The organism is Bifidobacterium tissieri, from assembly GCF_002259645.1.
Taxonomy (GTDB): Bacteria; Actinomycetota; Actinomycetes; order Actinomycetales; family Bifidobacteriaceae; genus Galliscardovia; species Galliscardovia tissieri.
Genome location: NZ_MWWV01000004.1, coordinates 296,740 through 310,726, shown reverse-complemented (window position 1 = coordinate 310,726; position 13,987 = coordinate 296,740). Strand labels below are relative to the sequence as shown.

9 protein-coding genes and 1 pseudogene are annotated in these 13,987 nt (G+C 55.1%); 2 read left to right on the top strand and 8 right to left on the bottom strand.

All coding sequences use genetic code 11. The features are described from left to right. Positions 1 to 121: 121 nt before the first annotated feature. The 5 genes and pseudogenes from BTIS_RS04165 to BTIS_RS12055 all read right to left on the bottom strand — a co-directional run. Positions 122 to 1,000, bottom strand: a complete 879-nt coding sequence (locus tag BTIS_RS04165; protein ID WP_094662910.1) for a carbohydrate ABC transporter permease — start codon at positions 998 to 1,000, stop codon at positions 122 to 124. 42 nt (positions 1,001 to 1,042) lie between these two features. Then, the gene (locus BTIS_RS04160) at positions 1,043 to 1,984 is read right to left on the bottom strand and encodes a carbohydrate ABC transporter permease (RefSeq protein ID WP_094662908.1); all 942 of its coding nucleotides are present in this window, start codon (positions 1,982 to 1,984) and stop codon (positions 1,043 to 1,045) included. A 106-nt stretch (positions 1,985 to 2,090) separates the two neighbouring features. Continuing rightward, a complete protein-coding gene (locus BTIS_RS04155) occupies positions 2,091 to 3,395 on the bottom strand; it encodes an ABC transporter substrate-binding protein (protein WP_094662906.1) in 1,305 nt (434 codons plus the stop codon). Between the two features lie 302 nt (positions 3,396 to 3,697). Then, positions 3,698 to 4,789, bottom strand: coding sequence for a LacI family DNA-binding transcriptional regulator (locus BTIS_RS04150; protein WP_245819273.1), 1,092 nt, complete (start codon positions 4,787 to 4,789; stop codon positions 3,698 to 3,700). A gap of 791 nt (positions 4,790 to 5,580) precedes the next feature. Further along, positions 5,581 to 5,776: pseudogene (locus BTIS_RS12055) on the bottom strand (IS256 family transposase); the annotation flags it as partial. Positions 5,777 to 6,009: 233 nt separating this feature from the next. Between BTIS_RS12055 and BTIS_RS12345 the strand changes: the two are divergent. Together BTIS_RS12345 and BTIS_RS04140 are read left to right on the top strand one after the other, a co-directional pair. Further along, a complete protein-coding gene (locus BTIS_RS12345; protein WP_245819271.1) occupies positions 6,010 to 7,668 on the top strand; it encodes a tyrosine-type recombinase/integrase in 1,659 nt (552 codons plus the stop codon). Beyond that, the gene (locus BTIS_RS04140) at positions 7,665 to 8,795 is read left to right on the top strand and encodes a restriction endonuclease subunit S (protein ID WP_094662904.1); all 1,131 of its coding nucleotides are present in this window, start codon (positions 7,665 to 7,667) and stop codon (positions 8,793 to 8,795) included. The genes BTIS_RS12345 and BTIS_RS04140 overlap by 4 nt, the downstream gene beginning before the upstream one ends. Here BTIS_RS04140 and BTIS_RS04135 read toward each other — a convergent pair. The 3 genes from BTIS_RS04135 to BTIS_RS04125 all read right to left on the bottom strand — a co-directional run bounded on the left by BTIS_RS04135 (position 8,764) and on the right by BTIS_RS04125 (position 13,879). After that, positions 8,764 to 9,213: a restriction endonuclease subunit S domain-containing protein gene (locus tag BTIS_RS04135; RefSeq protein WP_143248862.1), complete on the bottom strand. Its 450-nt coding sequence runs from the start codon at positions 9,211 to 9,213 to the stop codon at positions 8,764 to 8,766. The genes BTIS_RS04140 and BTIS_RS04135 overlap by 32 nt on opposite strands. Positions 9,214 to 9,331: 118 nt before the next feature. Further along, on the bottom strand, positions 9,332 to 10,837 hold the full coding sequence (locus BTIS_RS04130; RefSeq protein WP_094662900.1) for a class I SAM-dependent DNA methyltransferase: 1,506 nt from the start codon (positions 10,835 to 10,837) through the stop codon (positions 9,332 to 9,334). A gap of 3 nt (positions 10,838 to 10,840) precedes the next feature. Beyond that, a complete protein-coding gene (locus tag BTIS_RS04125; RefSeq protein WP_420807009.1) occupies positions 10,841 to 13,879 on the bottom strand; it encodes a type I restriction endonuclease subunit R in 3,039 nt (1,012 codons plus the stop codon). Positions 13,880 to 13,987 lie beyond the last annotated feature (108 nt).

Sequence of the window (13,987 nt, the reverse complement as noted above, 5' to 3'; positions counted from 1 at the left end):
CACTTCCTTTCGTGTGGTGTGCGTATGTCGCTTTCGTTGTCGCGGGCCGACTGGCTCGTCGGCCCGCGATTAGGGTTCGGTGGTGTCCGGGGTGCCGGGGGCTTCCCGGGTTCGTTTCCGGTTATTTCACGGCTCCGGCGGTGATGCCTTGCGACAGCTTACGTTGGAAGATGATGAAGAAGATGATCGTGGGGATGATGCTCAGTAGCGAGGCGGACGCCAGGGTGGTGGCCTCCATCGTGTGCTGTCCCTGCAGTGTGGCGAGTGCCAGCGGGATGGTCTGCACGTCGTCGCCCATGAGGAACGCCATGGGGATCATGTATTCGTTCCAAGTCCAGACGAAGAAGAACACGAACAGCACGCTTATGGTCGGCCAGGAGATGGGTAGTACGACCTTGCGCAGCACCTGCCAGCGGGAAGCTCCGTCGATCGCGGCCGCTTCGAGGATAGCCTGCGGGAACGTGCCGTATACGCTGGAGAGCAGGTAGGTTCCGTACGCGCTTTGAATGATCGTGAAGATGATGATGATCGCGAGCTTGGTGTTATACAGTCCGGCTGATTTGAACATCGTGTACAGCGGGTAGAGCAGGGCCTCCTGCGGCATCATGTTCGCGAGCATGATGGCGAGTACGATCCATGTGTTGCCTTTGACCTTGCCGATGCCCAGAGCGAAGGAGTTGAGCACCGAGAGCACGACCGCGGCCAGGGCCACTACCAGCGAGATGATGAGGGAGTTCAGGAACTTCAGTGGGAAGTTCGTTGTGGTCCAGAAGGAGACGATGCCTTCCATTGTGAAGGTCTTCGGTAGGCTCAGCGGTCCGGCGGCGTTGTAGTCGGCCTGAGTCTTGAATGCGTTGACGGTGAGTACCAGCAGGGGAAACAGGACGATCAGCGCTGCGGCGATCAGCAGTATGAGCGCCACCCAGTCTCCTGTGGAACGTACGTGCTGGGTCTTTCGGGAGGCTCTTTTCGCCTCGGCGGCGGTCATGGATTGCGTCATGGTTCGGTCCTCGTTTTCGAATCGGTGTGTCTGTGGCTGGTGTCAGACCAGGTTCTTCTCGACGCGCTTCTGCACGATCGTGAACACGACGGAGAAGACGATGATGACGATGGTGAGCGCGGTGGAGATGGCGGCACCGTAGCTGACCTGCTGCACCTGGAAGAACTGGTTGTACGAGTAGTAGGAGGGGACGGTGGTTGCGGTTCCTGGGCCGCCCTTGGTGAGTAGGTACACCGGGGCGAAGGTCTTCAATGCACCGATCGTGGCGGTGAGGATGACGACGAGAAGTTCGGGAATGATCGACGGAAGGGTGACCACGCGGAACTTCTGCCACCAGTTGGCGCCGTCGAGGCTGGCCGCCTCGTACAGTTCCGGGTCCACGCGTTGCAGGCCGGACATGAAGATGACGATCGGGTAGCCGAGCTGGATCCATACGAGGATGAACATGAGTACCGGCAGTGCGCTGTTGGGGCTGCCGAGCCAGTTGTGGGTGAGCGAGCCGAGGCCGATCTGTTCGAGAAGCGCGTTGACGGCTCCGTCCTCCGGGCGGAAGATCCAGCCCATGATGATCGCGGCGACGGCGACGGGCAACAGCTGTGGCAGGTAGAACAGGGCTCGTAGGAGGGATGCGGTCCTGCCCCCGAACTTCTTCTGGATGACGTCCGTGAGCAGCGAGGAGATGAACAGGCCGAGAATGGTCGGGATGACCACGATGGCGACGATGATCCAGAATGAGTTAAGGAACGAGATCCAGAACGTCGAATCCCTGAACAGGCGCTGCCAGTTCTGCAGGCCGATGAAGCGCACCGGTCCGACGCCACGCCAGCGCGTGAAGCTGAGGTAGATGTTCCAGATGAACGGAATGATGACGATGATGGTCAAGCCCAGAATGCCCGGGATAAGGTAGGGCACGAAACGTGAGGACTTGTTGCCGGGCAGTCGAGAGGTCGACTCCCTGCGGACATGCTTGCTGTTGCCTGACATTTGCTGTTTCCTTGCTGCGTGTGGTTGAAGGAGGGCCGGGCGCGGGTTCCCGCCGCGCCCGGCATCCCCACGTTCGTGGAATGGGATGCGGCCGATCAGTGCCGGATCAGTTGGAGAAGCCCATCTCCTCGACACCGGAGTCGTACTTGGAGTGGATGTCCTTGAGAACGGCGGTGGTGTCCTTGGTGCCGTTCACGAGTTCCTGGAACGAGGCGGGGATGGCATCGGTCAGGCTGGATGCGGCGTAGTCGGGGTAGTAGCTGAGCTTATTAGCGCTGGCGTAGGAGTTGTACTCCTCGATCATGGCCTTGCTCTTCTCGTCGGTGATCTTGTCGGGATCGGCGGCGACGGGGATGCCTCCGGCGTTGCCAAGGTAGTTCTGGACCTCGTCGGAGAGCACGTAGTCAATGAACTTGGCGGAGAGGTCCTTGTGCTTGGATCGTTCGGGGATGACCAGCAGATTGCCGGCGCATCCGACCGCGTACTCGGATTCGGGCATGACGGCGGCGGTCCAGTCGAAGGAATCGATCTGCTTGGCGAAACGGCCCTGGTTCCAGGTGCCGGTCTGGTAGATCGGGTATTCGCCCTTGATGAACGCCTGGGTGGTGTCCTCGGCCTTCATGCCGGTGGCGTTCTTGGAGATGAATCCCTTGTCGAGCCAGTCGCCGATCGTTTCGGTGGCGTTGGTCAGGGTCTTGGAGTTCCAGTCCACCTTGCCCTTGTACAAGTGCCAGTTGTTCATGAACGTGGAGTCGGCGTTCTTGGAGACCAGCTGCCACCACAGCCACATCACGCCGTATTCCTGCGCGTCAGCGGCGATCGGGGTCACGCCGGCGTCGACGAACTTCTGGCAGGCGTCGACGAATTCGTCGTATGTGGTCGGGATCTCGATGCCGTACTTGGCGAAGAGATCCTTGTTGTAGTAGACACGCTGGAACTCGGCGTAGCTGGACATGCCGTACCAGGTGTCGCCGCCCATGATGCCGTTCTCGTCGTACTTGGCTGTTTCGGCGTTGGATCCGGTGACCTTCTTGTCCCAACCGTACTGGTCGACGTAATCCCCGAGATCGGTGAGCAGACCCATCGTGGAGAGCACACCCGCGGAACCGTTACCACGGTTGGACTCCATAAGGTCCGGCGCCTCGTCGGAGTTGAGGAACTGGCTGCCGTTCTGCGCGATCTGCGTGAAGGACTTGCGCTCGAACTTGATCGAGACGCCGGTCTCCTTCTCGAACAGTTCCGCGGCCTTCTTCCAGGCCTGGGTCTGTCCCGCGTCCTCCTCCTCGTAGTACCAGAAGGACAGGCTGTCTGGGTTGTCCTCGTCCTGCGCGCTGCTGTTGCCGCACGCTGCGAGTGTAGTCAGGGAGATCGCCGCCACGGCCAGCGTCGCGATACCGCGCCTGATGTTCATTGTTGTCTCCTTACCTTTCCTGATGTTGCCGAAGGCAACGGTTTTTCTGGAATTTCTTCCTCGTGTCCCGGACCTATAAACCATCGGCCGTCATCCGGCGTCGTGGGAACGGTCCAGATCGTACATTCTTGTTGTCGAAACGTTTCGACAACGGGACGGATAACGGTCCGGCCGGTCCGGCCGAGGAAGTCGACCGCCGTCCAGTTCCGATATCGTGATGGCCGGCCTAGGGCCGGGGCATTTCAATGTAATCGAAACGATTCGATTACATTGATGGAAAAGCAGATGTAAACCTCATTGCATTACGTCCGCTTTTTCCTGGGGGAGGTATGCGGGGAAGGGGAGCCGGTCGCATCGGATGTCGACGCGACGGATGGGATGACTGTGGCGACGGATCCATGATCCTGCATCACGGGGGAGATCAGCTCGCCGGATGCTGAGATACGACGGCCATCCTCTACCGCGGAAAGCAGCAGTCCGACGGCCTTGGCGCACAGTAGCTTCGGCATGACGGGAATCTCGGTGACCGGCCGGCGGACCAGATCGTTCTCGAAGAACGTGCCAACGGATAGCAGCGAGATGTCATCGGGAACCTTCAAGCCAGCATCGTCCAGTTCCTGCACCACCATGTTCACGACGGCGGCATCGGCCTGGTTGACGATTGCCGTGGGACGTGGATCCATCGCTTTCAGATCTCGGACAAATGCCGCTGCATCGAAGCGTCCGGCTTCGTTCTTGCCTGACTCGACGACCCTCACGCCCAGCTCGTGGGCGCGGTCCAGCATGTGTCGGCGCAACGCCACCACATAGCCGGAACGACGCTCATAGTCCCGCTCGTTGTCGCGCAGCAGCAACACATCCCGATGGCCTCGCTTGTACAGATAATCCATGGCGAGTGTTCCGGCGGCCGCAAAATCGATATCGACGCACGCGCAGTCCCCGCGGTCCGCCGGATAACCGATGGCCACGCAGGGCTTGTCGTACGAATCCACCTGTGCCACGCGATCGTCATCCTCGACGACGTCGAGCAACAGCACGCCGTCCACCATGTTGCTACGGGTCACGCGCTGAATGTCGTCCACCGCGTTCTCGCCGGTCAGCAATAGCACGTCATAGCCGGCGTTTTTGGCCTGCCAGGCGGTGTACAGGAAGTAGGCATTGTACTTCGCTTCGTTGATGTCGCCTCGGATGGGCTCGCTCACGGCGAGAATCCGGTTGCGAAGGCCGCGCATCTTCTGCGCCGACGCATCGGGAGTATATTCGAGCTTTCGAACCACCTCCATCACCTTGTCCGCGGTCTTTCCTGAGATGGCGCGTTTCCCCGACAGCACATAGGATACGGTGCTGACCGACACTCCGGCGGCTTTCGCCACGTCCTTGATTCCGGTCATCATCGCCTCCTTTCCGCACTTCCAGGATCGACGCACGCCATCGGCGTCGGTCGCGAACGACGCAACCCATCGCAATGGTGTCGCGGCGATTTGCTTCCTCGATAGTATCCCATCCTCACGGCGTCACCGCCGATTCGATGGCGAAACAGTTGCCGACACTCACTGTCGAAACGTTTCGCTAAGATCCTATATCGAAACGTTTCGAATTGTCAACCATGCGACACGCCGACGCTGTCGATGGGGTCTTGCGTCGGTTGGAAGACAAGAGGGATGTGGCGTTTTCTAGGCTGCAGTCCTAAACGTGGTGCCTTACCATATATCCACGCTTCGTAAGTTTTCTTGGCTGAGTTATCGGTTGCGAAGTCGCTGATAAATGGCAAGGATGACAGTGCGTACATCTTTGCCAACGTACCTTGACGATGTAGCCTGATTTTTGGTCCACCCTCCAGACTGGTAACTGAGATGGTGAGATGACGATCCGTCCATGCGAATGGCGTGAGCATGAGAACGATTCGTTCGGTGTATACGAGACACTCGGTGACACCTTGGGATTTGTTGTGATCGAGAACCCGAGTCGGGAATATGAGACCGTCTTCGACTGTCAGTTACTTGGCCCGATGGTACGCCATTGCCTGACATCAAACGGATCAGATTCCGCGATCCTGATATAAAGAATTCTGCGTACACGTTGCAGGGCGAAGAAGTGCTGCTCGATGAGAAATACTTCGCTCTCATCGAACACGAGCGCATGGATGGGGACTGTCTCTTTAAGTGTGTGACTGGCAGTTTTATTGTCAGTTCCTGTCGTCCGACCAGCGGTCGGCGAAGGCGATGATGAACGCGTTCAATGCGGGCTTCTATCTTGACGTCCATATTACCTGTTCTCTGCCGGTGGGGTCCAGCGACTTGACGGTCAGGTACAGGCATTTGAACGCGGCCTGCTCGTTGAGAAGTGCCCTGCGCCCGTATAGAACGTCGGAACCGGGTGTTCTAACCGGACGACTGAGTAGTCTCTTGCTGTTTTTGAGTGGTTGTTTCTTTGGTCCAACTAAGATTCGTTAAGCCCATTTTCGTTGATATTGCGCCATCTTGGGGCGCTGACAAGATTCGTTGATTGTCGCTGACTTCCTTGTTCTCCAGAGCCATCGTGTCTGAGCGGCAGACACGATGGCGAACTACTGACATCGGACGACGAAATGAATGACTGAGGAACAAATGGCTATTTGCTTGAGTGTGCGAACGCACTGTGGAAGGAATTTAGGAACGTAACTAGTAATAAAGGGTTTGGGCATGAAGGGACCCTCTCCGAGTTGCTATCTGTTAAGTATGGGAAAGACCATAAGAAGCTAGCCAGTGGAACATACCCTGTGTACGGTTCGGGCGGCTACATGCGCTCGGTTGATAGACCTCTCTACGAGGGCGAGTCCGTCTTGGTGCCAAGAAAGGGCAGCCTGAATAACGTAATGTACGTTAACGAGTCCTTTTGGACTGTTGACACAATGTTCTTTACAATTCAACAAACTAAAGGTGCAGCGAAGTATACATACGAGTTTCTGCGTGGCCTTGATCTAGCATCAATGAATGCTGGGTCTGCAGTACCCAGCATGACTGTCAAAATTCTTGACGCTCTGCCTGTTTTTGTCCCACTCGAATCTGAGCTTTTAAAGTTTGATGCCCAGGTTGAGCCTTATTATGCAGCAGTCAGGTCAAATACTAATGAAATGAACGCCCTTAATCAGCTTCGTGACACCCTTCTCCCCAGACTCATGTCCGGGGAGATCGACGTCTCGAAGGTCGAGCTGCCTACGCAAGCAAATAGCCATTTGCTTGCCCATGGTCTCTCTTTTCCGTGGCTTGCGATACTTATGCGGATCGGATACAAGCATTGGATGAAAGGCTCCACAATGGTAGGACACAGTACCATCGAATCGATACTGAAGGCGATGCAGCATGCATTGAACGCATATCAGCTCAAACAGCTGAAAGGGGTTCTGTCGGCCCAGCTTGCTGGTGAGTCCATAAGCGCCGATAGCAGTGAATCGGAGACCCTGCTTCGCTCATTCCTCACCGCCAAAGAGCTCGAGGGATGCAGCGGACGCACATTGAAGTACTACGAGGCAACCCTCACACATTATCTCAAAGAGACCACCGGCATTCCGCTACCTCAAGTGGATACCGAGCAGCTTCGCGCCTATCTCACCAACTACCAGATCACCCATTCCGTGGGCAAAGTCACGATAGACAATATCCGGCGCATCCTTGCCTCATTTTTCTCATGGTTGGAGGATGAGGACTACATCGTCAAAAGCCCGGCTCGCAAGATACGCCGCGTAAAGGCGCCAATCCGAGTGAAGGAAGTCATTTCGGATGAGGATATGGAACGCCTCCGAGACGGCTGCGCGGCCCTGCGCGACCTCGCCATGATTGACCTTCTTGCTTCTACCGGCATGCGCGTGGGCGAACTGGTGAGACTGAACCGGGACAGTATCGACCTTGAAGGGAGAGAATGCGTAGTCCAAGGCAAAGGCAACAAGGAACGGCTGGCATACTTCGATGCACGTGCCAAACTTCACCTGTCCGAGTATTTGGCCGCACGAGAGGATGACGACCAGGCCTTGTTCGTGGGACTTTACGGCAAACACGGCAGGCTCACCGTAGGTGCCGTCGAAGACCGCCTTCGTTCCCTTGGACGCAAGCTCAGGCTGCCACGGATCCATCCCCACAAGTTCCGCAGAACCATGGCCACTAACGCCATCAACCGCGGAATGCCAGTAGAACAGGTACAGAAGCTTCTTGGCCACGTTAAGATAGACACGACTATGGAGTACGCGCTCGTCAACCAGAGCAGCGTGAAGGCATCGCACAGGAGGTACTTGGGATGACACAGCTGGGTGACGTGTGTAATTTCAAGGAGTGGAAACTTGCCGAAGTCTGCGACAGATTAAGCAGCGGTAAGGTAATTCGATCGAGTGAACTTACTGGTAACGGCGCATACCCGGTAATAGGCGGCAACGGAGAACGAGGACGAACAGAAACTTACAATTTTGATGGTGAGTGTGCTGTCGTTGGACGCCAAGGCGCGAATTGCGGTAACACCCGCTTCTTCAAAGGCAAGGCCTACATGACTGAGCATGCTGTTGTCGTTCAAGGCAATGAAAAGGTCAACACTCGCTACCTTGCTGCGCTTCTTTCAACCATGCATCTTGGACAGCTGTCTGCTCAGTCTGCTCAGCCAGGTCTTTCCGTCAAGACCCTAGCTAAGCAGACCGTTACTTTGCCTCCAAGAGGAGTTCAGGATAGAGCTGCCATTCTTTTAACGACATTTGATGACTCTATTTATAATCTCAATCAGACAAATGGCTATTTGCTTGAGATGATGGACGCACGCTGCAAAAAAAGTGTATTCGGAAATGAGCGCGATTGTGCATTGAATGCCGTTTGCTCGTATGTCGGCGATAAAACGTCGGCATTGAATGCCGAAAGTAGTACATATGTCTCGACTGAAAGCCTGATAGCAAGTAAAGGAGGACGACAACTTGCGGCAAGCTTGCCTAAGTCTGGGAAAGTGACTGTCTACAAAGCTGGAGATACTCTTGTATCGAACATCCGTCCATACTTTAAGAAGATATGGTTCGCAGATATGGATGGAACTTGCTCTACGGATGTACTCGTATTTCGGGCGAAGAATCCCAGTTACAAGTCCCTTTTGTTCTTCACGCTGTATAATGACGATTTCTTTGCGCATCTGGTAGCTGGATCCAAGGGCACCAAAATGCCTCGTGGAGACAAGAATCAAGCAATGCACTATGGCATCCCCACATTCGATGAATCTCTCAAGCAGTTAGCAAGTCAAGCTAATCATGTGCTCGCACTTGTCTCAAGCAACAGTCATCAGGCGAAGGCACTGGCTGAGCTCCGTGATGCCCTTCTTCCCAAGCTCATGTCCGGGGAGATCGCCGTCTCGAAGGTTGAGCTGCCTACGCAGGCAAATAGCCATTTGTGCGATTGAGATTCAATTCTTCGCTGCGTATGGCATCCATAAGTGTAACGACTTTACTTTGTTCTTTGAGACTGGGGAGGTCGACCTCAATTCTTGCTAGGTCACTCGGATGGACGCGAAATACCTTCATCCCTTTGACGTATTGTCTGAGCAACGCTTGGAAACGAGGTGTCTGAGCCAGATAGTTGAGATATGCCGGCATGACGATGTCGCGTCGTTCAACGCGCATGATGGTCGTTTCTGTGCCGGCTACCGCCTCAAGGTGCCGAGGGTTATTAAATAGGTAGGCATGCCCAAGATCATCCACCGTCTCGGAAGTGAGAACGTACACGATGTCCTGATCCTGAAGGAACTGCGTTGGGCGTAGCTTTTCTGAAGAGAGGATACGCGGTATCGGTTTCTGGGGGTTTTCGATATCGATGGACACGTCGAACCCCTTGTACAGCTCGCCGTAGTGAATGTAGAAATAATCGCCTTCGTCATACATACGCGCACGCGGTGTGCTTGCCCCCCGGTAGAACGAGCACAATTCACCTAGGGAGTACCTACATCCCATATCCGATTGCCTCCAGATTCTTCTTGATTTCAGCTTGCAGTCGGTTAGACTCCTCGAAGCATTTGGTCAGTTCGCTGGTCAGACGTTTCATCTTTTCATCGAACGGTTCATCGTCTTCTTCCTGTTCAGCGATGCCCACGTAGCGGCCGGGTGTCAGGATGTAATCCTGCTCGGCTATCTCCTCCATGCTGGCGGCGGCGCAGAAGGCTTTTTCCTCATCAAGTGTTCCGTCGCGGAATGCGTCGAAGGTGCCGGCGATCTTCTTGATGTCGTCATCGGTGAGCGTGCGTTGCGAGCGACTGATCATGGTGCCCATGTTGCGGGCGTCCACGAATAGTGTCTTGGAATCGGTCGCACGTCCCTTGCGCAGAAACCACAGGCATACCGGAATTTGGGTGGAGAAGAAGAGTTGTGTCGGCATGGCGACGATACCCTCAACCAGTCCGGCGTTCACGATGTTTTTGCGAATTTCACCCTCGTTGTTCGTCTGAGACGACAACGAGCCGTTAGCGAGTACCAGCCCGATACGACCCGACTGGGATAGATGGTGGATCATATGCTGCATCCACGCGAAGTTAGCGTTGCCCTCGGGCGGTACGCCATACTCCCATCGAGGATCGTCCTTGAGTTTGTCGCCGCCCCAATCGGACAGGTTGAAGGGCGGATTCGCGAGGATATAGTCGAATCGTTCGGTGCGGTGCAGATCGTTGAAGAACGTGTCATCGTTCTTCGGCCCCAAATCAGCATCGATTCCACGGATAGCGAGATTCATCGTGGCCATCTTCCATGTCGTCGGATTCGACTCCTGACCATAGACGGAGATGTTGTTGATATTACCCTGATGGTTGCGCACGAACTCGGCGGACTGCACGAACATGCCACCCGAGCCGCATGCCGGATCATAGACGCGGCCCTTGAAAGGTTCGAGCACATTGACTAGTGTCTTCACTACACATTTCGGCGTATAGAATTCACCGGCGTTCTTGCCTTCCTGGGAAGCGAACTGCGACAAGCAGTACTCATAGGTGCGGCCGAGCAGATCATGGGTGTCCCCGTTTTCGGCCATCTTCACATTAGTGAACAGATCGACGACTTCCCCGAGTCGGCGCTTGTCCAGTTCCGGTCGGGCGAAGTTCTTGGGCAACACTCCTTTGAGCCTTTTGTTCTCCTGTTCAATTAGTCGCATCGACTCGTCAATGACCTTGCCCACTTCAGGTGTGTGCGCGGCAGCGGCCACGTTCTCCCATCGAGCTTCCTTTGGCACCCAGAAGATGTTTTCGGACGTGTACTCGTCACGGTCCTCCTCGAATCCTTCGCCTTCGGCCACCAGCTCGGCGTACTTCGCCTTGAAGTTGTCCGAGATGTATTTGAGGAAAATCAGGCCCAGCACGACGTTTTTGTATTCGGAGGCATCGATATTGCCACGCAGTTTGCAGGCGGCATCCCAGATCTGTTCCTCAAATCCAAGGGCCTTGGTGCTTGCTTTCTTCGCCATGAATCAGTCGTCCTCTCCGTAGTCAACCCATAGTTCGCACTGCTGCATCACCGTATCGATTGCATCCGGCACCTCGTCCGGCGGATACTTGTGCTTTTTCAGCAGGCGTTTGATCGATCGGCGCATGCGGGCGCGGGCATCATCTTTCTTCTGCCAGTCTATCGTGCGGTTTCTGCGTAGGGTGTCAGTCAGCTCGCGAGTGATAGCGACCAACTCGTCGTTGCCGTAGAAGTCCTTGATGGCTTGTGGTTTTGTGAGCGCGTCGTAGAAGGCGAGTTCTTCGTCGTCAAGGCCCAGCGTCTTGCCTTCCTGCCGTGCGGCCATGATCTCCTTGGCCATGTCAAGCAGCTGCTGGATGACTTCCGCGTTGGTGAGCATGCCGTTGAGATACGAGTTGACTGACTGCTGTAGCATTTCGGAGAATTTCCCGGCTTTGACGACGCTTTTCTTGCGGTACGCTTTGACCTGATCGTCGATGAGTTTACGAAGCAACTCGACGGCGAGATTCTTCTGCTTCATCTGTGCGACTTCGGCGAGGAACGACTCATCGAACAGTGATACTTCGACGTTCCAGTCTTCAAACAGATTGATGACGCCCTCATTATGCACGCCCTGTTCCATGATGGCGGCAATGCGCTTGTTGACCTCGTTTAACGACATGCGAGGATTGCCTGGGTTCGCGTTCAGAACCTTGAGCAATTGTGTACGCAGCACATCGATATAGGCTTCCTCAAGTTTGAGGTCGTCGGGCACCATGCTCCTGCATAAACCGAATGCCTGTGCCATCTCCTTGGCGCTTTTCACGAAGTCCTTGCGATTCTCCTCGCGCTCGGGGTCGAGCAGATAATCGGCACCGTCGGCGATGACTTCGGCCATTTGCTCCGCTGAACCGGTATGAATGCGTTCCTGGTAATCCAACCCATGCAGAAAATCGCGGCAGACTCCGAGCTTGTCGAGGAACAACGGGTAGGCGGTATCGGCCACATTCATATTGCCATAGCGTTCGCGATCGCGCTTGGTGTAATCATGCATCGCGCGTTTCAGTGCTCCGGCGATGCCGATGTAGTCGACGATCAGGCCGCCTTCCTTGCCCTTGTACACGCGATTCACTCGCGCGACGGCCTGCATGAGATTATGGCCCTTCATGGGCTTGTACACGTACATCGTGGACAACGACGGCACATCGAAGCCAGTCAGCCACATGTCCACCACAATGGCGATCTTGAACGGGCTGTCGTCATCCTTGAACTCTTTGGCGAGCTCGGTCTTATGGGTCTTGTTGCCGATGATCTTATGCCATTCCTCCGGATCCTGATTGGAGGAGGTCATGACCGCATGTACTTTGTCCTTCCACTGAGGGCGCAGTTCGAGGAACTTCTCGTACATTCGCATAGCAATGGGGCGCGAATAGGCGACGACCAACGCCTTGCCGGTCAGTTCGTCCGCGCGGTTGTCCTCATAATGGTTCACGATGTCACGGCACAGGGAATCAATGGTTTTCGGAGCTCCGAGGATGCTGTCCATCGTCGCCAGATCATGCTTACTGCGATCGATGGCGAGCTCATCGACATTCTCCGAGAGATTCTCGTACTCCTCATCCAATTCACGGAGCACGTTCTCATCCAGTTTGAGTGATACCACACGGCTCTCGTAGAACACCGGCCGGGTGGCCCCGTCCTCGACCGATTGCGTCATATCGTATACGTCCACGTAATCGCCGAATATCTCACGCGTGGATTTATCCTGCGTCTCAATGGGGGTGCCGGTAAACCCTATATAGGAGGCGTTCGGAAGCGCCTGCCTCACCTTCAGCGCATCACCTATCGAATGCGTGCCGTCCGAATGGAGCTTCACCTCCAATCCGTATTGGCTGCGATGCGCCTCATCGGCCATGACCACGATGTTGCGGCGTTCGGACAATGGCTCATCGGACTCGCTGAACTTTTGCATCGTCGTGAATACGATGCCGTTCGCCTGGCGATTATCCAGAAGTTCGATGAGATTGTCACGGCTCGTTGCTTGCTGGGGTCGCTGTCGTAGGAAATCCGCACATTTCGCGAATTGACCATACAGCTGCCCGTCCAAATCAGTGCGATCGGTGGTCACCACAATTGTCGGACTATTCACTTGCTCGGCAAGCAGATGGGCGTAGAACACCATCGACAACGATTTGCCTGACCCCTGGGTATGCCAGAACACGCCGGCCTTGCCGTCACTGTGCATGGCATGCAAGGTACTCTCGACTGCTTTATGCACGCCAAAATACTGATGGTATGCCGCGAGAATCTTCACGTTCCCGTTCTCGGACTTGGAGAAACAGATGAAGTTATGAAGAATGTCAAGCAATCGTTCCTTCGGGAACATGCCGTCGAGCAATGTGGTCCATCGGACGGCAATCTTGTTGGCGATCTTCGAGTAATCGCCGTCAGCAGTCTTCCACTGCATGAAGCGATCCTCACTGGCCGTAATGGTACCTACACGTGTATCGCTCATATCCGTCATGACGCAGAACGCATTATATGCGAACAACGTAGGAATGACTTTCATGTAATTCCGCAGCTGTAGGTAAGCGTCCGAAGCATCGACATTCTCACGGGATGGTGACTTCAGCTCGAACACCACCAGCGGCATACCGTTCACGAACACAATCACATCGGGACGTTTCTCCTCATACTCGACATACGTCCATTGATTGACCACGTTGAACACGTTCAACTCCGGGTGCTCAAAATCCACGATTCTCACATGATCAGTGGCAGTCTTCTCTCCATCGAAGAATGACACTTCAACACCGGACTGGAGATAATCCATGAACTGGATATTGCGGGATAAAAGATCCACACCCTCAATATCCGAAATTTTTCGCAGTGCCTCAGCAAGCGCTGCCGAATGGGCTTGAGGATTGATCCGTCGCAGACAGTCTTCCAGCACGCCCGGAAGTAAAGCATCTCGATACGTCTCATCGGCACGCTTCACATTCGGGCCATACAACCATTCATAGCCTAAGACTTGCAGGTGCTGGATGACTGCCTGCTCGAACATCGCTTCATCAAGTACGGAAATTTTCTTGTCGGTATTCGGATTCGCAGAAACATCGATGTTTGCTGCTAAGGTACCTTGGCTCATTGCAGATACTCGCTCGCCGATCAT

What these genes read in the sequence shown, in the direction of transcription:
- BTIS_RS04140 (WP_094662904.1), top strand. Translation starts at nt 7,665, where the DNA reads ATGACACAGCTGGGTGACGTGTGTAATTTCAAGGAGTGGAAACTTGCC.
- BTIS_RS04160 (WP_094662908.1), bottom strand. Translation starts at nt 1,984, where the DNA reads ATGTCAGGCAACAGCAAGCATGTCCGCAGGGAGTCGACCTCTCGACTG.
- BTIS_RS04125 (WP_420807009.1), bottom strand. Translation starts at nt 13,879, where the DNA reads ATGTTCGAGCAGGCAGTCATCCAGCACCTGCAAGTCTTAGGCTATGAA.
- BTIS_RS04165 (WP_094662910.1), bottom strand. Translation starts at nt 1,000, where the DNA reads ATGACGCAATCCATGACCGCCGCCGAGGCGAAAAGAGCCTCCCGAAAG.
- BTIS_RS04155 (WP_094662906.1), bottom strand. Translation starts at nt 3,395, where the DNA reads ATGAACATCAGGCGCGGTATCGCGACGCTGGCCGTGGCGGCGATCTCC.
- BTIS_RS04150 (WP_245819273.1), bottom strand. Translation starts at nt 4,789, where the DNA reads ATGATGACCGGAATCAAGGACGTGGCGAAAGCCGCCGGAGTGTCGGTC.
- BTIS_RS04130 (WP_094662900.1), bottom strand. Translation starts at nt 10,837, where the DNA reads ATGGCGAAGAAAGCAAGCACCAAGGCCCTTGGATTTGAGGAACAGATC.